23 protein-coding genes are annotated in these 21748 nt (G+C 59.3%); 7 read left to right on the top strand and 16 right to left on the bottom strand.

The genetic code is table 11. The annotated features are described in order from the left end of the window. Positions 1 to 100: 100 nt before the first annotated feature. On the top strand, positions 101 to 736 hold the full coding sequence (locus AACY07_RS12590) for a dual specificity protein phosphatase family protein (RefSeq protein ID WP_339475029.1): 636 nt from the start codon (positions 101 to 103) through the stop codon (positions 734 to 736). Here the strand turns inward: AACY07_RS12590 and AACY07_RS12585 are convergent, their stop codons facing one another. After that, positions 737 to 1786 carry an aminopeptidase gene (locus AACY07_RS12585; RefSeq protein WP_339475028.1) on the bottom strand — a complete coding sequence of 350 codons (1050 nt, stop codon included), beginning with the start codon at positions 1784 to 1786 and terminating at the stop codon, positions 737 to 739. A gap of 169 nt (positions 1787 to 1955) precedes the next feature. On the opposite strand from AACY07_RS12585, the gene AACY07_RS12580 reads away from it, so the two are divergent. Then, positions 1956 to 2372, top strand: coding sequence for a PA0061/PA0062 family lipoprotein (locus AACY07_RS12580; protein ID WP_133074997.1), 417 nt, complete (start codon positions 1956 to 1958; stop codon positions 2370 to 2372). Here the strand turns inward: AACY07_RS12580 and AACY07_RS12575 are convergent. Together AACY07_RS12575 and AACY07_RS12570 are read right to left on the bottom strand one after the other, a co-directional pair. Then, a complete protein-coding gene (locus AACY07_RS12575; RefSeq protein WP_339475027.1) occupies positions 2364 to 2609 on the bottom strand; it encodes a DUF1161 domain-containing protein in 246 nt (81 codons plus the stop codon). The genes AACY07_RS12580 and AACY07_RS12575 overlap by 9 nt on opposite strands. 160 nt (positions 2610 to 2769) lie before the next feature. After that, positions 2770 to 3201: an OsmC family protein gene (locus AACY07_RS12570; RefSeq protein WP_094999634.1), complete on the bottom strand. Its 432-nt coding sequence runs from the start codon at positions 3199 to 3201 to the stop codon at positions 2770 to 2772. 215 nt (positions 3202 to 3416) lie between these two features. On the opposite strand from AACY07_RS12570, the gene AACY07_RS12565 reads away from it, so the two are divergent. Further along, the gene (locus AACY07_RS12565; protein ID WP_339475026.1) at positions 3417 to 4421 is read left to right on the top strand and encodes an LLM class flavin-dependent oxidoreductase; all 1005 of its coding nucleotides are present in this window, start codon (positions 3417 to 3419) and stop codon (positions 4419 to 4421) included. A 120-nt stretch (positions 4422 to 4541) separates the two neighbouring features. On the opposite strand, the gene AACY07_RS12560 is transcribed toward AACY07_RS12565, so the two are convergent. Together AACY07_RS12560 and AACY07_RS12555 are read right to left on the bottom strand one after the other, a co-directional pair. Next, positions 4542 to 4766 carry a DUF1161 domain-containing protein gene (locus AACY07_RS12560; protein ID WP_095027717.1) on the bottom strand — a complete coding sequence of 75 codons (225 nt, stop codon included), beginning with the start codon at positions 4764 to 4766 and terminating at the stop codon, positions 4542 to 4544. 121 nt (positions 4767 to 4887) lie between these two features. Then, positions 4888 to 5103, bottom strand: a complete 216-nt coding sequence (locus AACY07_RS12555; protein WP_133074993.1) for a dodecin — start codon at positions 5101 to 5103, stop codon at positions 4888 to 4890. Positions 5104 to 5257: 154 nt separating this feature from the next. Here AACY07_RS12555 and AACY07_RS12550 point away from each other — a divergent pair, with 154 nt between their 5' ends. Further along, positions 5258 to 5584, top strand: a complete 327-nt coding sequence (locus tag AACY07_RS12550; RefSeq protein WP_133074992.1) for a DUF883 family protein — start codon at positions 5258 to 5260, stop codon at positions 5582 to 5584. Here AACY07_RS12550 and AACY07_RS12545 read toward each other — a convergent pair. Further along, positions 5581 to 6477 (bottom strand): LysR family transcriptional regulator, encoded by an 897-nt coding sequence (locus AACY07_RS12545; RefSeq protein WP_339475025.1) that lies wholly within the window; start codon positions 6475 to 6477, stop codon positions 5581 to 5583. The two genes, AACY07_RS12550 and AACY07_RS12545, sit on opposite strands and share 4 nt — an antisense overlap. Positions 6478 to 6590: 113 nt before the next feature. Here AACY07_RS12545 and trpB point away from each other — a divergent pair, with 113 nt between their 5' ends. Together trpB and trpA are read left to right on the top strand one after the other, a co-directional pair. Further along, on the top strand, positions 6591 to 7811 hold the full coding sequence (trpB, locus tag AACY07_RS12540) for a tryptophan synthase subunit beta (protein ID WP_326427653.1): 1221 nt from the start codon (positions 6591 to 6593) through the stop codon (positions 7809 to 7811). Then, the gene (trpA, locus tag AACY07_RS12535) at positions 7811 to 8617 is read left to right on the top strand and encodes a tryptophan synthase subunit alpha (protein ID WP_339475023.1); all 807 of its coding nucleotides are present in this window, start codon (positions 7811 to 7813) and stop codon (positions 8615 to 8617) included. The genes trpB and trpA overlap by 1 nt, the downstream gene beginning before the upstream one ends. 67 nt (positions 8618 to 8684) lie before the next feature. Here trpA and epsC read toward each other — a convergent pair whose 3' ends face one another. The 7 genes from epsC to phoB form a co-directional block, all read right to left on the bottom strand. Continuing rightward, positions 8685 to 9611 carry a serine O-acetyltransferase EpsC gene (epsC, locus tag AACY07_RS12530; protein WP_133074988.1) on the bottom strand — a complete coding sequence of 309 codons (927 nt, stop codon included), beginning with the start codon at positions 9609 to 9611 and terminating at the stop codon, positions 8685 to 8687. Positions 9612 to 9707: 96 nt separating this feature from the next. After that, positions 9708 to 11084 (bottom strand): M16 family metallopeptidase, encoded by a 1377-nt coding sequence (locus AACY07_RS12525; protein WP_339475021.1) that lies wholly within the window; start codon positions 11082 to 11084, stop codon positions 9708 to 9710. Positions 11085 to 11167: 83 nt separating this feature from the next. Further along, positions 11168 to 12826 carry a Na/Pi cotransporter family protein gene (locus AACY07_RS12520; RefSeq protein WP_339475020.1) on the bottom strand — a complete coding sequence of 553 codons (1659 nt, stop codon included), beginning with the start codon at positions 12824 to 12826 and terminating at the stop codon, positions 11168 to 11170. A 245-nt stretch (positions 12827 to 13071) separates the two neighbouring features. Further along, positions 13072 to 14379 (bottom strand): CitMHS family transporter, encoded by a 1308-nt coding sequence (locus AACY07_RS12515; protein ID WP_339475019.1) that lies wholly within the window; start codon positions 14377 to 14379, stop codon positions 13072 to 13074. A gap of 275 nt (positions 14380 to 14654) precedes the next feature. After that, positions 14655 to 15995, bottom strand: coding sequence for a hemolysin family protein (locus AACY07_RS12510; protein ID WP_219261989.1), 1341 nt, complete (start codon positions 15993 to 15995; stop codon positions 14655 to 14657). Positions 15996 to 16094: 99 nt separating this feature from the next. Beyond that, positions 16095 to 17417 (bottom strand): phosphate regulon sensor histidine kinase PhoR, encoded by a 1323-nt coding sequence (phoR, locus tag AACY07_RS12505; protein WP_339475017.1) that lies wholly within the window; start codon positions 17415 to 17417, stop codon positions 16095 to 16097. Positions 17418 to 17461: 44 nt separating this feature from the next. Continuing rightward, entirely contained in the window at positions 17462 to 18154 is a 693-nt protein-coding gene (phoB, locus tag AACY07_RS12500) for a phosphate regulon transcriptional regulator PhoB (RefSeq protein WP_016782809.1), read from the bottom strand. A gap of 152 nt (positions 18155 to 18306) precedes the next feature. On the opposite strand from phoB, the gene AACY07_RS12495 reads away from it, so the two are divergent. Beyond that, positions 18307 to 18687 (top strand): COG4315 family predicted lipoprotein, encoded by a 381-nt coding sequence (locus AACY07_RS12495; protein ID WP_133074982.1) that lies wholly within the window; start codon positions 18307 to 18309, stop codon positions 18685 to 18687. A gap of 82 nt (positions 18688 to 18769) precedes the next feature. Here the strand turns inward: AACY07_RS12495 and AACY07_RS12490 are convergent, their stop codons facing one another. The 3 genes from AACY07_RS12490 to potA are packed head-to-tail and all read right to left on the bottom strand — an operon-like array spanning position 18770 to position 21716. Continuing rightward, a complete protein-coding gene (locus AACY07_RS12490) occupies positions 18770 to 19660 on the bottom strand; it encodes an ABC transporter permease subunit (RefSeq protein ID WP_339475014.1) in 891 nt (296 codons plus the stop codon). After that, positions 19657 to 20577: an ABC transporter permease subunit gene (locus AACY07_RS12485; protein WP_133074980.1), complete on the bottom strand. Its 921-nt coding sequence runs from the start codon at positions 20575 to 20577 to the stop codon at positions 19657 to 19659. Before AACY07_RS12485 ends, AACY07_RS12490 begins: the two co-directional genes overlap by 4 nt. Next, positions 20574 to 21716: a polyamine ABC transporter ATP-binding protein gene (potA, locus tag AACY07_RS12480; protein ID WP_339475013.1), complete on the bottom strand. Its 1143-nt coding sequence runs from the start codon at positions 21714 to 21716 to the stop codon at positions 20574 to 20576. The genes AACY07_RS12485 and potA overlap by 4 nt, the downstream gene beginning before the upstream one ends. Positions 21717 to 21748: the final 32 nt, after the last annotated feature.

The raw sequence follows: 21748 nt of genomic DNA, 5'->3' as shown, positions 1-21748 counted from the left end.
CTTCACGTTTTTTTAACAAATGGCTCACAGGGTTTTGATCACAAATCACTCAATCTGCCGCCACCTCCTGATAATCCCTGTTGAAGTGGTCGAACTGAATATGCCCAAAGCCCGGTTTTTCCCCGCCCTGTGCCTGACATTGCTGGCAGCGTTTGCATTGCCCCAGGCTCAGGCCGACGAAACAACCCAGGCTCGCCCTGCACAGTGGGCTCAACCTGTCGCCGCGCAGTACAACCTGTATCAAATGTCCCCAACCCTGTACCGCAGCGCCTTGCCTGACAGCGCTGCACAGCCGTTGCTGGAAAAACTGCAGATCGCCACGGTGATCAACTTCTTGCCTGAGGCCGATGCCTCCTGGCTCAAGAACCCCGATGTAGCACAGGTCCAGCTGCCTTATCGCACCAACCATGTGGATGACACCGATGTACTGGCCGCCCTGCGCGCCATCCAGACGGCACAAGCCAAAGGCCCGGTGCTGATGCACTGCAAGCACGGCGTGGACCGCACCGGCCTGATGGCGGCGATGTACCGCGTGGTGGTACAGGACTGGAGCAAAGAAGACGCGCTGAAGGAAATGACCGAAGGCGGCTTTGGACAAAACTCACATTTCAAGGACGGCGCGAGCTACATGATGAAAGCTGATATCGCGCAATTGCGCGCAGCCCTGAGCAGCGGTGCATGCAGCACCAGCCCCTTTGCCATCTGCGCCGTGAAGGGCTGGCTCAAGTCCAGCTGACTAGTGGCGCGCAATCCACTGCTGCAACGCCGCCTTGCGCTGTTGCAGTGGCAGTTTTGCCAGTTGCTCTACCTCGCGATAGAAGTTCGGCCAATTGCCGTCAACGGATTCAAACAGCGCGGTGAATGCTGGCACCCACTGGTCATACAGCCCGAAAGGCAGCAGCTTGGCGTTGTTCATCGGCGAATTGACCCACCCATCGAAGCGCTTGTTCCCACCCCATTGCTGATCCCGTAACTGACGGTACTCGCGGCGCATGCGTTCAAATTCAGCCGCTTTGCGCTGACGCATTTCATCGGCAGGCAAGGGCTGGGCGTAGAGGTCTTGCAGGCGTTGGCGGGTGTCGAGTACCAACGCGATAAATTGCTTTCGCTGCTGCAAACCATTGTCGCTGGCCGGTGAAAGGCCCTGGTGGGCGCGCCATTGGCGAGTGCCTTCCTGTTCGACGAAGCTGGCGAAAGACTCATTGAACTCGCTGTCGTCCTTCACATAAAAACGCTGATGGGCCAGTTCGTGAAAAATCAGGGTGGCCAGCCGTTCATCGCCCCAGGTGAGCATGCTGTTGAGAATGGGGTCATCGAACCAGCCCAATGTCGAGTAGGCCTCAACCCCGCTGACAAACACGTCCTTGCCGTCCTGACGCTGCAGGGCCGCTTCCCCTCGCGCCGCCCCCTGAGAGTAATAACCACGGTAGGCCACGCACCCGGCAACCGGGAAGCAATGGGTCACGGGGGTGAGGGAAAACTCCGGTGTGGCGAACACGTTCCACACGACGTAAGGCCGCTTCAGGTCGGCGTACAGCCGATAGCTCTGGTTATCCGGCAAGTGCAAATGCTGACTGGCGAAGTTTCGTGCGGCCTGGGCTTTTACCAATTGCTCACGCAATACAACCGGGCGCTGCGGGTCGGCAATGACCGTGCTCACCGGCTCGCGAGCCTGCAATAACTGCCATTGCCCTCCCGCCAGTTGCGAGTAATACGACGCACTGGAACAGCCATTGATCAGCGGTATCAGGGCGATGGCAAGCAGGCAGCGAACACGCGGCGTCATAAAGCGATCCCGGCGGTAAAGTGACAATAAATAGTGTGGGAGCGGGCTTGCCCGCGATACAGGCAGCACGGTCCTTCAGGCAAACCACATCGCCTGGCACCCACACAGGGCAGAGCAGCAAAGCCGCATTGCACGCTATGCTTATGTAACAAATTATCTGGAAATCATCATGCGCACTTTTTTGCTTGTGTTGACCGCGTGCCTGCTGAGCGCTTGCGCCAGCACGCCATTGCCTTCGGCTGACCCGAAAATGGCTTGGGTCGACCTTGAAACGCAAACCGGCAAGCTGGTGATGGCCGAGCGCCTGGACAACCAGCGCATGACCGACGGTCGCTATTTTCAAGTCACGCCGGGCAGTCACGAATTGATGGTGCGCTTCGATTTCGAGGTGTTTGTAGGCGGTATGGGCATGTTCAGCGACCCGCAGGAACGCCTGTGCTACGTCACCCTGAATTACGACAACTTCCAGCCGGGCCAACGTTACCGGCTGCAAGCGCGCTCACTGGGCTTCAACGCCTACGCCCGGCTGTACAACGCAGCGGGCAAGGTGATCGCCGAGGAGCGGCTGGTCAATTGCTTACCGTGAAGCCTGGCGGTCGTTGTTCTGGTAGATGATTTTTTTGCTGCCGTATTCGCACGACCCTACCACCATGTTCTCGTCATGGACTTCTTCATTGGCCACGATTTCAAGCGTATAGGACGACACGTTGTTGGCCTGGATCTTGGCTTCGATTTCGGCTTTTAGTTCTTCACACGGCTTGGGGGCCGCCAAAGCCGAGGTGGCCATTGCACAGCAAACTACAGCCAAAGCAAAACGTTTCATGGTGAGACTCCCTTGAGGCAGAACGCTAAGTCATGATCTGACGCGAGTGGTGATCATTCGATCACATCTGGCGCAGCGCAAGACTGATCTGTCGCAGCCAAGTAGCCATTGTCCGGGCCAACGCAGCCCCGCTTGTGACAAGCGGGGCGCACGCAAGTCGTCAGCTCACCAGAGTGGCATCCAGGGTGATTTTTGCGTTCAGCACTTTGGACACCGGGCAGCCTTCTTTGGCCTTGGTGGTCAGCTCGTCGAACTGCGCCTGGGTTGCGCCGGGCACTTTGGCCTTGAGCACCAGATGCACTGCCGTGATTGCAAAGCCGCCGTCCACCTGATCGAGCGTTACTTCAGCCGTGGTGTCGATGCTGTCGGCCTTGAGCCCGGCATCACCGAGAATCATCGACAACGCCATCGAAAAACAGCCTGCATGGGCTGCGCCAATAAGCTCTTCGGGGTTGGTGCCCTTGCCGCCTTCAAACCGCGCCTTGAAACCATACGGCGCTTCGCGCAGTACCCCGGTTTCAGTGGAGATGGAGCCGATACCGGTTTTAAGGTCGCCTGCCCAATGAGCCGATGCTTTCTTTTTGATACTCATGCGTGCCTCCTGAAGAGCGGCGTGAAGGTTTCACGCCATGACTAAGGTTGTGAGGGTAGTCGGCTCCACAAAGTTCATCTTGTCGGACCAGTCGTCTTTTTTAGTAACTCAATTCCCGGACTGCCATTGAAACTCGGGTATATGCCCATATTTCTGTAATCACTGGCAGGTTATGCGAGCACCTTGACCTGCACCCCACCTGGAGTAGCCGGCTGATGAAACGATTGTCTGACATCAAATTCTCGACCCTCGACCTGGTGCCTGTGCGCGAAAATGGCAGCGCGGCCCAGTCGTTGCGCAATTCGCTGGATCTGGCACAGCACGTAGAAAAGTTTGGCTATAACCGCTTTTGGGTGGCTGAGCACCACAATATGGACGGCATCGCCAGTTCGGCGACCTCCGTTTTGATTGGCTATCTGGCAGGCGGCACCTCGACCATTCGCGTGGGTTCGGGCGGCATCATGCTGCCCAACCATGCGCCGCTGGTCATTGCTGAGCAGTTTGGGACCCTCGAAAGCCTGTACCCGGGACGCATCGACCTGGGCCTGGGCCGTGCGCCGGGTTCAGACCAGATGACCGCCCGCGCCCTGCGCCGCGAGCGCTCGGGCAGTGCCGATGAGTTCCCCGAAGATGTGGCTGAACTGATGCGCTACCTTGGCCCCCGCACCCCGGACCAACGGATCATCGCCATGCCGGGCACAGGAACCAACGTTCCTGTCTGGCTGCTGGGCTCCAGCTTGTTCAGCGCGCAACTGGCCGGTGAACGTGGTTTGCCTTACGCCTTTGCCTCGCATTTCGCACCGCGTTTGATGCACGAAGCGATTCGCGTCTATCGCAATCACTTCAAGCCATCAGCCACCCTCGACAAGCCCTATGTGATGCTCGGTATCCCGCTGGTGGCGGCCGATACCGATGAGCAGGCCGAGTACCTGGCGACCTCCGTACAACAGCGGATTCTGGCGTTGATGCGTGGGCAGAGCCTGGTGCAGCGCCCACCGGTGGAGACGATGGACGGGTTGTGGCTGCCCCACGAAAAAGACGCGGTGATGAGCTTCCTGGGCCTGGCGATGGTCGGCAGCCCGCAGAAAATCAAGGCCAAGCTGGACGTGCTGGTGGAGCAGACACAGGCTGACGAGCTGATCTTTACCTGTGATTTGTATGAACACGCAGACCGCATTCATTCATATGAATTGCTGTCGCAGGTGATGAAAGGGGCCTGACGCAAAGGGAAGTGTGGGAGCGGGCTTGCTCGCGATGGTATCGACGCGATTGATCTGAAACACCGCGGCGTGCACATCGCGAGCAAGCCCGCTCCCACAAGATTGACTACTGCGCTGGACTTACCCGCGCTTGTACACGATTTCCTTGGTACCGCCTTCACAGGTACCCACCACTTTGCCGTCAGCCGAAGTGCCTTTCTCTACAGCAGTCAGCGAATAATGCTTGGCGCCATTGGCCTCAATCTTCGCCGCGATTTCGCTTTTCAACTCTTCGCATGGCTTGCCCGCTGCAAACGCCGTTCCTGCCAGACTCAGCAAACCTACAGCCAATAAAATCTTTTTCATCGGTGACATTCCCCGGTCAAAACGAAAAGGGTGCAACGCGGCATGTGCCGTGCTGCACCCAGACGGTGTAGCCGAGTTTATGGCAAACGGCCAGCCAGTAAGTTCAAAACGCCATCACTCTTTAGCTGCTGGCAATCCGAAATCCGACCTTGAGCGTCACCTGATAGTGCGCAACTTTACCGTCCTTGATGTGCCCTCGGGTGTCGACCACCTCGAACCATTCCAGGTGTTTGATGCTTTTGTTGGCCTCGGCCAGTGCATTACTGATGGCGTCTTCTATGCTGCTCGGGGACGAGCCTACCAGTTCAACTTTCTTGTAGGTGTGATGGTCAGACATAACGTTCTCCTTTGTCGTAGATCAAAGCCTAGCAGCGATTGTGCTAAATACTTTATAGGCAATTTGAACGGAAAAGTTCAGGCCAACTGCACTTTCTGAAATCTCTGTAGTCGGACTTAACAAGCACCTCACTCATCAATGCAGGAGAGCCCTAATGGCTAGCAATTCCCTACGTAAAGCCTCATTGCAAAGCATGGAAGCAGAGATCGAGAGCCTGCTCAAGTCTCTGGAAAGCCTCAAGCACGACGCTTCAGACGAGTCCAAAAAGACCCTTGGCATCCTCAAGAATAATGCCGAAAACGCACTCAAGCATTCGCGCCATCTGCTCAGCGACGCCTACGAAGAAGTGAAAGACAAGACTCGCGAAACCGCGATCGCTACCCGTGAGTACGCCCAGGAGCATCCGTACGCCACCGCGGGCGTTGCCATCGGCGCGCTGGGTCTGCTGGCTGCTTTCCTGTTGTGCAAGCGCGGCAACTAATCTGCGCTGCGCGCAAGCTCAGCCTTGAGCCATTGCGCCAGTTGCCCGGCGCGCCCGTCTGCGGCGCGCTTGGGCAACCATAACGTCAGCTGCGCCGGGGTTTCATTGAAGCCCCAGGGCGCAGCCAGACGTCCGGCTTGCAGGTCCTGCGCCACCAGCGGCTCAGGAGCGATCGCCACACCCAGCCCCGCAACGGCGGCTTCAAGCAAGTAATACAAGTGCTCAAACCCCTGCCCGTATTTCAAATCCTTCGCCTCGATGGCGTTCTGCTGTGCCCAGCTTGGCCATGCCTGGGGCCGCGAGGTGGTGTGCAGCAATGATTCATCGAGCAAGGCGCTGGCGGGCGCACCACACAGTTGCGCATAACGGACATAGCGCGGGCTGACCACCGGGCCAATACGCTCGCTGGCCAACTCATACACCTGCATATCGGCGGGCCACGGTGGCTCGGCAAACACCAGCAAGGCGTCCAGCCCGGGACGGCGGGGGTCCAGATCACCCTCACCGGCGGACAGGTGCAAGCGCAAATCCGGTAAATCGGCATTCAATCGACCCAGGCGCGGAATAAACCAGCGCGCCAGCAAACTGCCCGAGCAACCGAGCACAAAAGGGGCATTGACCTGGCTTTGCGTGAGTTCTGCGCACAGATTACGCAAGCGATCGAACGCCTCGCTGCTGGCGTCACGCAGGCGAATTCCGGCATCAGTGAGCTTCAGGCCGCGGCCTTCCTTTACGAACAGGCTCACGCCCAAGTGCTCTTCAAGCACTTTCAACTGTCGACTGACAGCGCCGTGGGTGACGTTCAACTGCTCGGCGGCCTGGCTGACACTGCTCAGGCGGGCGGCGGCTTCGAATGCGCGCAGGGCATTCAGGGGCGGGAGATCTCGACTCATGGTATCTGTGAGTTTTCCTGACATGTTGTGGCGATCTTATCGGTTTTCATCCCGGGCTGTCGCGGGTAAAGTCTGGCCCATCGACCTTCGTAACTTTTTATCTGGAGCGTCACATGACTCAATCCACTTTACGTACCGGCCCTGACGCCAATGGCATGTTTGGCTCATTCGGCGGCCGTTACGTAGCCGAGACCCTGATGCCGCTGATCCTTGATCTGGATCGCGAGTACGAGCTGGCCAAAAAAGACCCTGAGTTCATCAAGGAACTGGCCTACTTCCAGCGCGACTACGTGGGCCGCCCAAGCCCGCTGTACTTCGCCGAGCGGCTCACCGAGTTCTGTGGCGGCGCCAAGATTTACCTCAAGCGCGAAGAGCTGAACCACACTGGCGCGCACAAGATCAACAACTGCATCGGCCAGATCCTGCTGGCGCGGCGCATGGGCAAAAAACGCATCATCGCCGAGACCGGCGCCGGGATGCACGGTGTGGCCACCGCCACCGTGGCGGCCCGCTTTGGTCTGCAGTGCGTGATCTACATGGGCACCACCGACATCGAGCGCCAGCAGGCAAACGTGTTCCGCATGAAACTGCTGGGCGCTGAAGTGATCCCGGTTGTAGCGGGCACCGGCACCCTCAAAGACGCCATGAACGAAGCCCTGCGCGACTGGGTGACGAACGTTGACAGCACCTTCTACCTGATCGGCACCGTGGCGGGCCCACACCCGTATCCGGCGATGGTGCGCGACTTCCAGGCCGTGATCGGCAAGGAAACCCGCGACCAGATGCAAGCCCAGGAAGGCCGCCTGCCGGACAGCCTGGTGGCATGCATCGGCGGCGGTTCCAACGCGATGGGCCTGTTCCATCCGTTCCTGGATGACACCAGCGTTGAAATCATCGGCGTGGAAGCGGCGGGTTACGGCATCGAAACCGGCAAACACGCGGCCAGCCTCAACGGCGGCGAACCGGGCGTGCTGCACGGCAACCGCACCTTCCTGCTGCAGGACGACGATGGCCAGATCATCGACGCCCACTCCATTTCCGCCGGTCTCGACTACCCTGGCATCGGCCCTGAGCACGCCTGGTTGCACGACATCCGTCGCGTCGAATACACCTCGGTGACGGACGACGAAGCCCTGGATGCCTTCCACAAGTGCTGCCGCCTTGAAGGCATCATCCCGGCCCTTGAAAGCGCCCACGCCCTGGCTGAAGTATTCAAGCGCGCACCGACCCTGCCGGCCGATCACCTGATGGTGGTCAACCTTTCGGGGCGAGGCGACAAGGACATGCAAACCGTGATGCACCACATGGAACAGTCTCAACAGGAGCAACACTGATGAGCCGCCTGCAAACGCGCTTTACCGAACTCAAGGAACAAAACCGCGCGGCCCTGGTGACCTTTGTCACGGCAGGTGACCCGGATTACGCCACCTCGCTGGCGATCCTCAAGGGCTTGCCTGCGGCGGGCGCCGACGTGATCGAGCTGGGCATGCCCTTCACCGACCCGATGGCCGATGGCCCAGCGATTCAGCTGGCCAATATCCGTGCACTGGGCGCCAAGCAAAACCTGGCAAAAACCCTGCAGATGGTTCGCGAGTTCCGTGAAGGCAACAGCGACACGCCGCTGGTGCTGATGGGTTACTACAACCCGATCCATCATTACGGTGTGCCCGCGTTCATTGCCGACGCCGTTGCGGCAGGCGTAGACGGCCTGATCGTGGTCGACATGCCACCCGAGCACAACAGCGAGCTGTGCGACCCCGCGCAGGCCGCAGGCATCGACTTTATCCGCCTGACCACGCCGACCACTGACGACGGGCGCTTGCCGACCGTACTGGCTGGCAGCTCGGGCTTTGTGTACTACGTATCGGTGGCAGGCGTGACCGGAGCAGGTTCAGCTACCACTGAACAGGTGAGCGCGGCCATCGAGCGCCTGCGTCGCCATACCGACCTGCCAATCAGCGTGGGCTTTGGCATTCGCACCCCTGAACAGGCGGCAGCGATTGCACGACTGGCCGATGGCGTGGTGGTCGGCTCGGCATTGATCGACAAGATCGAAAATGCAGCGACCCCTGAACAGGCGGTGGATGGTGTACTGAGCCTGTGCGCAGCACTGGCCGAAGGCGTGCGCAACGCTCGCTAAATCAAGAACCCCTCACCACGTTTCGCCCTCGGAAGAGGCGTGGTGAGGGGCAAGGTGTCACCCGATCTTACTTCTGCGTCCCGTCATCGTGCAGCAAGTTGGCCTGGGTCAGGTTACTGCCCGCCGGTACGCTGCGGGTAAGCCACACGTTGCCGCCAATGGTTGATCCCTGACCAATGGTGATACGCCCCAGAATCGTCGCACCCGCGTAGATCACCACATCATCCTCAACGATCGGATGGCGTGGATGACCTTTTTGCAGTTGCCCCGATTCATCTGCCGGGAAACGCTTGGCCCCAAGGGTCACGGCCTGGTAGATCCTCACACGCTCGCCGATGATCGCGGTTTCTCCGATCACAACACCTGTCCCGTGATCGATGAAGAAACTCGGCCCGATCTGCGCGCCGGGGTGTATATCAATGCCGGTGGCCGAGTGCGCAATTTCTGCGCTGATCCGCGCCAGCAAAGGCAACCCGGCGCGATACAGGTGATGGGCCAGCCGGTGATGAATCACCGCCAGAATCCCTGGATAGCACAACAGCACTTCGTCCACGCTACGTGCCGCCGGATCACCGTGGTACGCCGCCAATACGTCGGTATCCAGAATGCTGCGCAAGCCCGGCAAGGCCAGGGCAAAGTCCTGAATCAGCAAGGTCGCGGTCGCATCCACGCCCTCATCGGGCAGGCCGCCCTGGCGGGCCGCGTAGCGCAGTTCCAGCCGGGCCTGGGTCAACAGCGCGTTGAGCGCAACATCGAGCGTGTGGCCAACGTAGAAGTCTTCACTTTCCTCACGCAGGTCCACCGGGCCCAGACGCATGGGGAACAACGCACCGCACAGGGCCTCGAGGATATCGGCCATTGCGGCACGCGAAGGCAGCTCGCGCCCACCCTGCTCACCACTGACCCGCCCGTTTTGCGTGCGCCACTGATTTCGCGCCGCGCGCAGTTGGCAGACGATGGCCTGCAATTGCCAAGGATTGGAACGATCACTCACGATGAATACTCCGCACGCTGGCGGCTGGATCAACCAGCCGCGAATTGGCAATGATTTTACGGTATCAAAGAGTTTCGCAGTGGCGCAAATGACCGCTTAACGTCGACGCCATGCACGCCAGCTCACCGCGAGGATAATCAGCAACGCCAGCGCACCCAGAATGGCCATGCTCAAGCTGTGATAACCGAACAATGGCTTCTCGATGCGGATATAACCCGGCTCTGCAAGCAACTCGCGAAGAGCCGTATTGGCTTGCTCAAGGCTGATGGCCTGTAGCTGCTTGGCCGGATCGGCGAAGTGCCCCTCATCGTAGTCACCCAGTGAGGCCCAATAGTAATCGGCCAGCGCGCTGTTGCCTTGCACCGCCCACGCCTGGCGGGCAATGGCGGCGTTCTTGAGCCGGGCAAACACCTGCGGGTCCAGGCCGTCCTTGAGAAGCCGGGCCTTGAGTTGCTCAATCACCTGCCGCGCTTGAGGTACATTTTCACGCTCAAGATCCGCATTCAGGCTCAAAAAACTCACGCCGCCAAATACTTCGCGCTCAGCCCAGGGCCCGTAGGACAACCCGTGCTTGAGCCGCAGCTCGCTGTACAGCGCCCACTCCAGATAATCGCGCAGCAAGCTCCAGGTTTCATCGGACTGCCCCTCGATCACCGGCTCCGGCAACAGCCAGTGCAAGGTCGCGGTGTCACCCACCACCCCGCGCACCAGTTCACGCTCAGCCTGGGCCTTGGCATCGATCGCGGCCAGGGGCCTGTGCTCGCTGGGCTCAACCGGTTCAAGGGCGCCGTAGGTGCGCTCCAGATAGGCCGGCAGCAACCGGTCCAGATCACCCACGATAATCAGCGTCATGTTGTTGGGCGCGTACCAGTTCTGGCGCACGGCCTCCAGCTGTTGGCGCGTAAGGTCATGCACTTCGGCCCGCTCAGCGCATTTGAGCCCCAGTTCGACCGCCAGTTGATTACTCGCGCTGTGGCCCAGATCCTGGCGATCCAGCCAACGCTGCAAGTGCGAATAATGGCCACCGTCTTCACGCTCAACCACTTGCTTGGCATCGCTGATACGTTGCTCGGTGAGTTGCGTGCGGGTCAGCAACCCCAGGAGCAGGTCGAGGATTTTGCGCTGATTTTTAGCCGGGGCCTCGATCACGAATGTGGTGTCGGCGTGACTGGTAAAGGCGTTCCACTCGCCACCCAGCGCCTGCATGCGCTCCTCCAGCCCGCCTTCTCCGGTGTCATCGGTGCCGCTGAAAAGCAGATGCTCCAGCAGGTGCGGCAATTGCTGATCGGCGCATGAAAAGTCATCCAGCCCTACGCCCACCACCAGCCGAATCGCCACGTGCCCGCGATCATTACCGGGCTTGAGGATGAGTTGCAGACCGTTGGGGAGTTGATAACCCTCGACGCTGTAACGATCGAGGGCAAAGCCCTGAGTCGCGCCAAGCAGTAAACAGATAAACAGCAGGCAACGCATAAAAAATCCCTGAATTCTCGAGTCCTTGAGCCGGTGCAGCTTAGTCGCTGCATACCGGCTGACAACACCCCGACCTACAACGTTCAAGGGAAATGTTGCGTGTCCGCTGCGTCTTCCAGCTCCAGCGCGCCGGTTTCAGAGGTTTCAAGGACCACGTAGGCACTGCCGCAAAACAGCGAGTTCAAGCGTTTCATGTCAGCGATCAGCTCCAGGTGCATCGAGCTGGTCTCGATACTTTGCGTGACCTTGCGCTGCAAACGACTCACGTGGGCGTGGGCCAGTCGCCGTTCCTGAGCGCGGAAGCGGCGCTTCTCGCGCAGCAGTTGGCGGGCGCTTTGCGGGTCTGAACTCAGAAACACGGTCAGCCCCAGCCGCAGGTTTTCGATCAGTTGGGTTTGCAAGCCCACCAGCTCCTCCAGCCCTGTTTCTGAAAACGATCGGCGCTGGGAGGTTTTCTGCTGCTGGACTTTGCGCAGCATGCGTTCGATCACATCGCTGGCGAGTTTGAGGTTAATCGCCAGTTCGATGATCTCTGCCCAGCGCCGACTGTCCTGTTCGCTCAAGTCCTCCCGGGGCATCTGTGCCAGGTACAGTTTGACCGCGCTGTAGAGCACCTCGACTTCATCACTCAGGGTACGCATTTCCTGGGTGACAGCGGTTTGCTTGCCGCGCAGAACGTCGAGCATATTGACCAACATGGTGTCGATCAGGTCGCCAATGCGCAGGGTTTCGCGCACGGCGTTGGTAAGGGCCAGGCTCGGCGTATCGAGGGCTGCCGGGTCGAGGTGGCGCGGCTTGACCACGCCGTTCGCTTGCGCGCGCTCGGGCAATAGCCAGGCACAAATTCGCGCCATCACGCCCACGGTGGGCAGCATCAAGAAGCAGCGAACGGTGTTGTAGAGCAGGTGAAAACCGATGACCAGCTCCTGGGCGCTATAGCTCAGGCTGTCCATCCAGGCCACCAGCGGGTTGAGCACGGGCATGATCAGCAGCAGGCCGATGAGCTTGTACAGCAGGCTGCCCAATGCCACCTGACGCCCGGCGGCGTTTTGCATGTTGGTGCTGAGAAAGGCCAGCACACCGCTGCCAATGTTGGCACCAATCACCAGGCCGATTGCCACGTGCAGGCTGATCACGCCTGCGCCGGCCAGTGTTGCGGTCAACAGTACGGCCGCCAGGCTTGAGTAGGAGACCATCGCGAAAAGGGCACCGACCAGGGCATCCAGCAGGATATCGCCGGTCAGCGAGGCAAAGATCACCTTCACACCCTGGGCGTGGGTGATGGGCGCAGCCGCTTCGACGATCAGTTGCAGCGCCAGAATGATCAGGCCCAAACCAATTCCCACCCGGCCCAGTTGCCCGGCGCGGGTTTGCTTGCGTGTCAGAAAGAAAATCACACCCAGAAAAATCAACAGCGGCGACAACCACGAGAGGTCGAAGGTCAGCACCCGGGCCATCAAGGCCGTGCCGACATCGGCCCCAAGCATGGTCGCCAGCGCGGGAGTCAGGGCCATCAGCCCCTGGCCGACGAATGAAGTGACCAGCATGGCCGTGGCGTTGCTGCTCTGCACCATGGCCGTGACCACAATCCCGGCGACAAAGGCGAACATGCGTCTGGAGACGTTTTGCCCGATGACATGACGCAGGTTGGTGCCGTAGACCCGCAAAATGCCGGTTCGGACGATGTGAGTGCCCCAGATCAGCAAGGCAACAGCAGAAAGCAAATTGAGCAGGGTCAGCATGCTGGCTCCCTGTAATAGATGTGTCTAAGGATCAGATAGCTGCGGGCCGTTCCTACAGATGTTTCTTAAGATGTAGTCGGCAATTGAGCAGAGCGCCAGCATCGCATAGCGGGGGGAAGGTTGAAACACTTGGAGACGATGATGGCATTGTGGGAGCTGGCTTGCTCGCGATGGCTTCGACACGGTTTAACTCAAACACCGCGTCGCTTGCATCGCGAGCAAGCCCGCTCCCACACCGGAGGGGGTTAAAGCGTGCTGAACAGCGGGAACGTCCCCAGCAGCAGCGCCGCAACCATGATGACCAGGCACACCAGGATGGCCCACTTGAGGGTGAAGCGCTGGTGATCGCCGAACTCGATACCGGCCAGCGCCACCAGCAGGTAAGTCGATGGCACCAATGGGCTCAGCAAATGCACAGGCTGGCCAACAATCGAAGCACGGGCCATTTCAGCAGCAGTGATGCCGTAGTGGCTGGCGGCTTCGGCCAGTACCGGCAGTACGCCGTAGTAGAACGCATCGTTGGACATGAAGAAGGTAAACGGCATGCTCACCAGTGCGGTAATCACGGCCAGATAAGGCCCCAGCGCAGGCGGGATCACCGCCAGCAGGCTTTTGGACATGGCGTCGACCATGCCGGTGCCCGACAGGATTCCGGTAAAAATACCCGCCGCAAAAATCAGTCCCACCACCGCGAGTACGCTGCCAGCATGGGCCGCAACGCGGTCTTTTTGCTGTTGCAGGCACGGGTAGTTAACGATCATCGCGATGCTGAACGCGACCATGAACAGGACAGGCAGAGGCAGCAAACCGCCGATCAGGGCAACCATCAGCGCCAGGGTCAGGGCACCGTTGAACCAGATCAGTTTTGGCCGACGGGCATCCGGGTATTGCGAGACGCTGATTTCGCTGTGGTCGATTTCATCGCCATGCAGGTGCAGTTCACCCAGACGCGCACGCTCACGCTTGCCGTAGAACCAGGCAATCACCAGGATCGCTGCGCAGCCTGCGAGCATTGCCGGGATCATCGGTACAAAAATGTCCGAAGGGTCGACATGCAGGGCGCTGGCCGCCCGGGCGGTCGGGCCACCCCAGGGCGTCATGTTCATCACGCCACCGGCCAGAATGATCAGGCCGGCCATGATCCGCGGGCTCATGCCGATGCGGCTGTAGAGCGGCAGCATGGCGGCCACGCAAATCATGTAAGTGGTCGCGCCGTCACCGTCCAGAGAAACCACCAGGGCCAGTACCGCAGTGCCCACCGAGATCTTGAGCGGGTCGCCCTTGACCAGCTTGAGGATCTTGCGCACTGCCGGGTCAAACAGGCCGGAGTCGATCATCAGGGCAAAGTAGAGGATGGCGAACATCAGCATCACCCCGGTCGGGGCAAGCTTGGTGATGCCTTCGAGCATCATCGGGCCGATTTTTGGCGCAAAACCGCCAAACACGGCAAACAGGATGGGAACCAGAATCAGGGCGATCAGGGCGGAAAGACGCTTGGTCATGATCAGGTACATAAATGTAATGACCATGGCAAAGCCAAGGAAGGTCAGCATAAAAGTCACCATTATTGTTGTAGTAGGGCGCTGACCGCGTGTTGTTCGCGTGGCAGGCCAACCGGTCTGTTGCCGGTAATGACTCGATGCTAGAGGGGAATCCTTTCAACCAGCTTTCGCTGGTAAAAGTTCTTACAGACGGAGGGAGGGAGGGAGGGAGGGGGACTTTGGTGGGAGCGGGCTTGCTCGCGATTGGATCAACGCGGTCATTCTGATAAACCGCGGCGCTTGCATCGCGAGCAAGCCCGCTCCCACAGATGGCGTGGGATCGGGCTTTAATCCATCTTCAGGACTTTAGCCAGGACGATTTTCGGGCCTTTCATCTTTTTGATGATGATGCGCAGGCCTTCAACTTCCAGCTGTTCTTCTTCTTCGGGCACCCGCTTGAGGGTGTCGTAGATCAGGCCTGCAATGGTCTCGGCTTCAATGTGGTCAAGGTCCACACCCAACAGGCGTTCGATCTTGAACAACGGCGTGTCGCCACGTACCAGCAGCTTGCCGGGCTGATAAGACAGGATGCCGCGCTCGGCCTTGCGGTGCTCGTCCTGGATATCGCCGACCAGTACTTCCAGCACGTCTTCCATGGTCAGGTAGCCCACCACCTTGCCGTCCGCTTCTTCAACCAGGGCAAAGTGAGCACCGCCCTTGCGGAATTGCTCCAGCAATTGCGACAGCGGCATGTGGCGCGACACGCGTTCCAGCGGCCGGGTCAGCTCTTCAAGGTTGAAGGTCTCGGGCAAGTGATCAAGATCAGCCAGTTCGAGCAGCAGGTCCTTGATGTGCAGCAAACCGACGAAGGTATTGGTGTCTGCGTCATAGACCGGGTAGCGGCTGAATTTGTGACGACGGAACAGCGCCAGGATTTCCTTGAGCGGGGCCTTGGAGTCCAGGGTCACGAGGTCTTCCCGGGAGTTGGCCCAGTCGACCACTTCCAGTTCACCCATTTCCACCGCCGAAGCCAGTACACGCATGCCCTGGTCACTCGGGTCCTGACCGCGGCTGGAGTGCAGGATCAGTTTGAGTTCTTCGCGGCTGTAGGCGTGATCGTGATGGGCACCGGGCTCACCTTGGCCAGCAATGCGCAAAATGGCGTTGGCGCTGGCGTTGAGCAGGTAGATCGCCGGGTACATGGCCCAGTAAAAGAGGTACAGCGGCACGGCGGTCCACAGCGACAGGGTCTCTGGCTTGCGAATGGCCCAGGATTTAGGGGCCAGTTCACCGACCACGATGTGCAGGTACGAAATGATGAAGAAGGCGGTAAAGAACGATACGCCCTTGATCACTTCAGGCGATTCGACACCGACGGCGCCCAGCAGCGGCTCCAGTATGTGGGCGAACGCCGGCTCACCGACCCAGCCCAGACCCAGCGATGCCAGGGTGATACCCAGTTGGCAAGCCGAAAGGTAGGCGTCGAGCTGGTTATGAACGGTGCGCAGGATCTGTCCGCGCCAGCCGTTGTCCTCGGCAATCGCTTCGACCCGGGTCGAGCGCAATTTGACCATGGCGAATTCGGCCGCAACGAAAAAACCGTTGAGCAAAACCAGGATCAGAGCAAAAAGAATCATGCCGAAGTCGGCGAAGAGTGTCGCGAGGGTCAAGCCAGGGGAAGGGTCCATGATGGAGTTTTACGGGTTCCGTCGTTACAAATGGGGAGATATGGCCAAACAATGTAACGGCTGATGTGGCCCTTGCCTAGTGGGCAAAGGCCGCAGGGCCTAGTCGATCAGCGTCCCGGGCGATGATTTTGTCACTTGGGTCGGCGCGAAATGGCAGGTGAAGGTGCTGCCGTGGCCCAACACACTGCTGATCTCCAGGCGCGCACGATGGCGCAACAAGACATGTTTGACGATGGCCAGCCCCAACCCGGTGCCGCCAGTGCTGGCGTTACGGCTGGAGTCCACGCGGTAGAAGCGTTCGGTCAGGCGCGACAAGTGCTTGTTGTCGATGCCCACGCCCGAGTCCTGCACGCTCAGGTGCGCTCCGCTGCTGTCCGCCCACCAGCGAATGCGCACGCTGCCACCATCGGGGGTGTATTTGACCGCGTTAAAGACCAGATTGGAAAACGCGCTGCGCAATTCGGCTTCACTGCCTTTGAGGGCACTATCGGCTTCGACGTCCAGGGTAATCGTCTGGTTGCGCTGCCCGGACAACGCCTGGGCGTCGCTTTTGATCGAACGCAGCAACAGGTCGACGGCCACCGGCTGGTTGTCCGAGGGGTAGTCCGTGGCTTCGAGCTTGGCCAGCAGCAGCAAGTCGTTGAGCAGGGTCTGCATGCGCTCGCCCTGTTGCTGCATTTGCGACAAGGGCCGTTTCCAGCGCGGGTTCACGTCTTCGACATTATCGAGCAGGGTTTCCAGATAGCCGCAGATCACCGTCAACGGCGTACGCAGTTCGTGGGATACGTTGGCGATAAAGTCTTTGCGCATTTGCTCCAGTTGATGAATCCGCGTCACGTCGCGCACCAGCATCAGGTGTTCGTTGTTGCCATAGCGCGTGATGTAAAGCTGGATGCGCAGGTGGTCGTTGACCGGTGAAGGGATATCCAGCGGCTCAACGTAATTGCCCTGCTCGAAATACTCCTTGAAGCGCGGGTGACGCACCAGATTGCTCACAGGCTGGCCGCTGTCCTGGGGCGTCTTGAGCCCCAGCAGGGTCTCTGCCGCGCGGTTCCACCATTCCAGATTGCCATCGCTGTCGAGCATCACCACGGCGTCCTGCAGGGCGGCCGTAGACTCTTGTACCCGATCGATCACCGCTTGCAGACGCCCGCGCACACGCTGATCGCGGCGTTGCAGATGGTAGATGCTGTCGAACACTTCGCCCCACAGGCCGTAGCCATCAGGGGGGGCTTCGTCGGGTTTGTGCTGGCGCAGCCATTCGTGCAAACGCAACAACTGCTTGAGGGTCCAGCCCAGATAGAACGCCAGGCCAATGGCCAGGCTCCAGCCGTAATAGCCACTGAGCAGCCCGACCACCAGGCAGCCGGCGACCAGAAGCAACAAATGACGAATCAGAGTGCCATGCCAGTTTTGATTCACGTCGCGCGGGTCCTTGCTTGCCGTTGGATCAGATAAAGCCGGGATCAGGCCTTGGTCGAAAACCGGTAACCGGTGCCACGCACGGTTTGTACCAGATTTTCATAAGCCTCACCGAGGGCTTTGCGCAGGCGGCGGATGTGCACGTCCACGGTGCGCTCCTCCACGTACACGTTGCCGCCCCAGACCTGGTCGAGCAATTGGCCGCGGGTGTAAGCACGTTCCTGGTGAGTCATGAAGAACTGCAGCAGGCGGTATTCGGTAGGGCCCATTTCGGCGGGGGTGCCGTCGATGGTCACGCGGTGGCTGATGGGATCGAGCAGCAAGCCGCCAATCTCGATAGGGGACTCGGCATCGGCAGGGCCTGCACGGCGCAGCACGGCCTTGAGGCGGGCAACCAGTTCACGGGGGGAAAATGGTTTGGTGATGTAGTCATCAGCGCCCACTTCGAGCCCCTGGATCTTGTTGTCTTCTTCGCCCTTGGCCGTGAGCATGATGATCGGAATATCGCTGGTCAGCTCTTCACGCTTGAGACGTCGGGCCAGTTCGATCCCCGAGGTGCCACCAGGCAGCATCCAGTCGAGCAGGATAAGGTCCGGCTTGCGGTCCACGATGATGGCGTGGGCGTCCTGAGCATTATCGGCTTCAAGGCAGTCGTAGCCCGCCATTTCCAAGGCCACGGCGATCATCTCGCGAATCGGCGCCTCGTCATCAACGATCAAAATGCTCCTGCCAACCATGCCGTAATCCTCGTGTCATTTAACTGTCTTGTGGCGCATTAGATAACGGAATTATTGCAGTCGTGTGACAGCTTTGGGGTTGGAACGCGCGCTAGCGGTTAGTGAACTACGCTTTGAGTGCAAATCGTACAACCACAAACAGGACGATTCCGATGACTTCTAGCTCGTTTTCCCTAAAGACATTGCTGTTAGCTGCAGCCTTTACCTTGCCAAGTCTGGCATTTGCGGCTGATCCGGCGATGACCAAGGATGGCATGCTTGTCGACCACAACGGTATGACGCTCTACACCTTCGCCAAGGATGCGGGCGGTAAATCCATGTGCAATGACAAGTGCGCGGCTAACTGGCCACCTCTGATGGTCAGTGGCGACCACAAAGACATGGGCAAATGGACCATGATCAAGCGTGATGACGGCACCATGCAGTGGGCCTATGACGGCAAGCCGCTGTATACCTTTGTCATGGACAAAAAGGCTGGCGACGCCACCGGTGACGGCAAAATGGACGGAGCCTGGATGGTGGCCAAGCCTTAGGAGGATCAAAAACCCTGACCCTGGCCCATAAAAAAACCTCGCCACCCTGTCACAGGAGGCGAGGTTTTTTTATGACGCGGGCTTAAACCGCGTTTGTCGACTGTGCACGACGCACATCAGGTTGCTTCCAGGACTCTGCCGCCGATTCGTCGATGGCTTGCTGAATGGCCTTTTTGCGGTGCTCTTCAGCACGACGGCTGAAGAACCACACCATGAAGGTCACCAGCGATACCGCCAGCAGGATCAGGCTGGCCACGGCGTTGATCTCGGGTTTGACCCCCAGGCGCACCGCCGAGAACACTTCCATCGGCAAGGTCGTGGAACCCGGCCCCGACACGAAGCTGGCCAGTACCAGGTCGTCCAGCGACAGGGCGAAGGACATCATGGCGCCTGCGGCCAGCGATGGCGCGATCATCGGGATGGTGATCAGAAAGAACACCTTCCACGGCTTGGCACCCAGGTCCATCGCCGCTTCCTCGATCGACAGGTCCAGCTCACGCAGACGCGACGACACCACCACCGCCACATAGGCCGAGCAGAACGTAGTGTGGGCGATCCAGATGGTGACCAGGCCACGTTCCTGCGGCCAGCCGATCATCTGCGCCATGGCCACGAACAGCAGCAACAGCGACAGACCGGTGATCACCTCAGGCATCACCAGCGGCGCCGTCACCAGGCCGCCAAATAACGTACGGCCCTTGAAGCGACTGATACGGGTCAGCACGAATGCTGCCAACGTACCCAGTGCCACCGCAGCAATCGCCGTGTACAGGGCGATTTCCAGCGAGCGCATCACCGAGCCCATCAATTGCGTGTTGTCCAGCAGGCCCACGTACCACTTCAGCGACCAGCCGCCCCACACCGTCACCAGCTTGGAGGCGTTGAACGAGTAGATCACCAGGATCAGCATCGGCAGGTAGATGAACAACAACCCCGCGACCAACATGAAGCTAGAAAAACGGAAGCGATTCATATCTTGCCCTCCAGCTCTTTAGCCTGGCTGCGGTTGAACAGAATGATGGGCACGATCAGGATCGCCAGCATGACCACGGCAAGCGCAGACGCCACCGGCCAGTCACGGTTGTTGAAGAACTCTTGCCACAACACTTTACCGATCATCAGGGTTTCCGGACCGCCGAGCAGTTCCGGAATCACGAACTCGCCCACCACCGGGATAAACACCAGCATGCAGCCGGCGATGATGCCGTTTTTCGACAACGGGACCGTGATTTTCCAGAAGCTGTTGAACGTGCTCGAACCCAGGTCAGACGCGGCTTCCAGCAGGCTGGTGTCGTGCTTCACAAGGTTGGCGTACAGCGGCAGGATCATGAACGGCAGGTACGAATAGACGATGCCGATGTACACCGCGATGTTGGTGTTGAGGATCTGCAGCGGTTCGCTGATCCAGCCCATCGACATCAGGAAACCATTGAGCAGGCCGTTGTTGCTGAGGATGCCCATCCAGGCATACACCCGGATCAGGATCGCGGTCCAGGTCGGCATCATGATCAGCAGCACCAGCACGGTCTGCATCTCTTTGCGCGCATTGGCGATGGCATAGGCCATTGGATAACCGATCAGCAGGCACAACGCCGTGCTGAAAAAGGCCATCTTCAGCGAGCCCAGGTAGGCGGCGATGTACAGCTCGTCGTCGCCCAGCATGGCGTAGTTGCCCAGGTTCAGCAGCAGCTGAATTTTCTGGTCAACGTAGCTGTAGATCTCGGTATACGGCGGAATCGCGACATCAGCTTCGGCAAAACTGATCTTCAAGACGATGAAGAACGGCAGCATGAAAAACAGAAACAGCCACAGGAATGGAATCCCGATGACCACATGACGGCCACCGGGGGTTATTCGTTGCAGTCGGCGTTTGAGCTTCCGCATGTTCATGAGCGCAGTACCACGCCGCTGTCGTCTTCCCACCACACGTAGACTTCGTCGTCCCAGGTAGGGCGCGCGCCACGGCGTTCGGCGTTGGCCACAAAGGACTGCACCAGCTTGCCGCTCGGCAATTCGACGTAAAACACCGAGTGACCACCCAGGTAGGCGATGTCGTGCACCTTGCCCCGCGACCAGTTGTACTCACAGGCCGGTTTTTCGGTGGTGACGAGCATTTTTTCCGGGCGGATGGCGTAGGTGGTGTGTTTGTCTTCCACCGAAGTGCTGACGCCGTGACCGACGTAAATGTCGTTCTCCAGCTCCGGGCACTTGATGCGCGCATAGCCTTCAGCGTCGTCGACCACTTCACCGTCGAACAGGTTGACGTTACCGATGAACTCGCACACCAGACGGCTGACCGGTGTTTCGTAAATATCGATCGGGCTGCCGATCTGGGCGATCCAGCCCAGGTGCATGATCGCGATTCGCTGGGCCATGGTCATGGCCTCTTCCTGATCGTGGGTCACCATGACGCAGGTCACGCCGACGCGCTCGATGATTTCCACCAGTTCAAGCTGCATCTGCGAACGCAGTTTTTTGTCCAGTGCGCCCATCGGCTCATCGAGCAGCAGCAGTTTCGGACGCTTGGCCAGCGAACGGGCCAGGGCCACACGCTGACGCTGACCACCGGACAACTGATGGGGCTTGCGCTTGGCGTACTGGCTCATGTGGACCAGCTTGAGCATTTCGCCCACGCGGGCATCGATCTCGGCACTGGACATTTTGTCCTGCTTGAGGCCGAAGGCGATGTTTTGGGCCACGGTCATATGCGGGAACAGGGCATAGGACTGGAACATCATGTTGATCGGCCGCTCGTAGGGCGGCATGTCAGTGATGTCTACACCGTCGAGGAAAATACGGCCCTCTGTTGGGCGCTCGAAACCGGCGAGCATGCGCAGCAAAGTCGATTTGCCCGATCCCGATCCGCCGAGCAGGGCGAAGATTTCGCCCTTGTTGATTTCCAGGGACACATCGTCCACGGCAATCGTCTCGTCGAATTTTTTCGTGACCCGGTCGATTTTGACCAACACCTTTTTAGGTGTCTGGTCGCCCTCGAGGGCTTTCTTATAGGCGCCGGAGGCAACAGCCATTACGAAACTCCCAACAAATTTAGCAGCCCGAC

This window comes from Pseudomonas sp. RL_5y_Pfl2_69 (assembly GCF_963970465.1).
Lineage (GTDB): Bacteria > Pseudomonadota > Gammaproteobacteria > Pseudomonadales > Pseudomonadaceae > Aquipseudomonas.
The sequence above is the reverse complement of the archived record's forward strand: the minus strand, read 5'-3'. Positions and strand labels throughout refer to the sequence as shown.

Bases quoted from the DNA above. Each gene is read 5' to 3' on its own strand.
- trpB (WP_326427653.1), top strand. From the start codon at position 6,591: ATGACTCAATCCACTTTACGTACCGGCCCTGACGCCAATGGCATGTTT.
- AACY07_RS12495 (WP_133074982.1), top strand. From the start codon at position 18,307: ATGACTTCTAGCTCGTTTTCCCTAAAGACATTGCTGTTAGCTGCAGCC.
- AACY07_RS12550 (WP_133074992.1), top strand. From the start codon at position 5,258: ATGGCTAGCAATTCCCTACGTAAAGCCTCATTGCAAAGCATGGAAGCA.
- AACY07_RS12575 (WP_339475027.1), bottom strand. From the start codon at position 2,609: ATGAAACGTTTTGCTTTGGCTGTAGTTTGCTGTGCAATGGCCACCTCG.
- AACY07_RS12515 (WP_339475019.1), bottom strand. From the start codon at position 14,379: ATGCTGACCTTCCTTGGCTTTGCCATGGTCATTACATTTATGTACCTG.
- AACY07_RS12525 (WP_339475021.1), bottom strand. From the start codon at position 11,084: ATGCGTTGCCTGCTGTTTATCTGTTTACTGCTTGGCGCGACTCAGGGC.
- AACY07_RS12585 (WP_339475028.1), bottom strand. From the start codon at position 1,786: ATGACGCCGCGTGTTCGCTGCCTGCTTGCCATCGCCCTGATACCGCTG.
- AACY07_RS12580 (WP_133074997.1), top strand. From the start codon at position 1,956: ATGCGCACTTTTTTGCTTGTGTTGACCGCGTGCCTGCTGAGCGCTTGC.
- AACY07_RS12520 (WP_339475020.1), bottom strand. From the start codon at position 12,826: ATGCTGACCCTGCTCAATTTGCTTTCTGCTGTTGCCTTGCTGATCTGG.
- trpA (WP_339475023.1), top strand. From the start codon at position 7,811: ATGAGCCGCCTGCAAACGCGCTTTACCGAACTCAAGGAACAAAACCGC.
- AACY07_RS12590 (WP_339475029.1), top strand. From the start codon at position 101: ATGCCCAAAGCCCGGTTTTTCCCCGCCCTGTGCCTGACATTGCTGGCA.
- AACY07_RS12485 (WP_133074980.1), bottom strand. From the start codon at position 20,577: ATGAACATGCGGAAGCTCAAACGCCGACTGCAACGAATAACCCCCGGT.
- AACY07_RS12490 (WP_339475014.1), bottom strand. From the start codon at position 19,660: ATGAATCGCTTCCGTTTTTCTAGCTTCATGTTGGTCGCGGGGTTGTTG.
- potA (WP_339475013.1), bottom strand. From the start codon at position 21,716: ATGGCTGTTGCCTCCGGCGCCTATAAGAAAGCCCTCGAGGGCGACCAG.
- AACY07_RS12545 (WP_339475025.1), bottom strand. From the start codon at position 6,477: ATGAGTCGAGATCTCCCGCCCCTGAATGCCCTGCGCGCATTCGAAGCC.
- AACY07_RS12555 (WP_133074993.1), bottom strand. From the start codon at position 5,103: ATGTCTGACCATCACACCTACAAGAAAGTTGAACTGGTAGGCTCGTCC.
- AACY07_RS12565 (WP_339475026.1), top strand. From the start codon at position 3,417: ATGAAACGATTGTCTGACATCAAATTCTCGACCCTCGACCTGGTGCCT.
- AACY07_RS12570 (WP_094999634.1), bottom strand. From the start codon at position 3,201: ATGAGTATCAAAAAGAAAGCATCGGCTCATTGGGCAGGCGACCTTAAA.
- AACY07_RS12560 (WP_095027717.1), bottom strand. From the start codon at position 4,766: ATGAAAAAGATTTTATTGGCTGTAGGTTTGCTGAGTCTGGCAGGAACG.
- phoB (WP_016782809.1), bottom strand. From the start codon at position 18,154: ATGGTTGGCAGGAGCATTTTGATCGTTGATGACGAGGCGCCGATTCGC.
- AACY07_RS12510 (WP_219261989.1), bottom strand. From the start codon at position 15,995: ATGGACCCTTCCCCTGGCTTGACCCTCGCGACACTCTTCGCCGACTTC.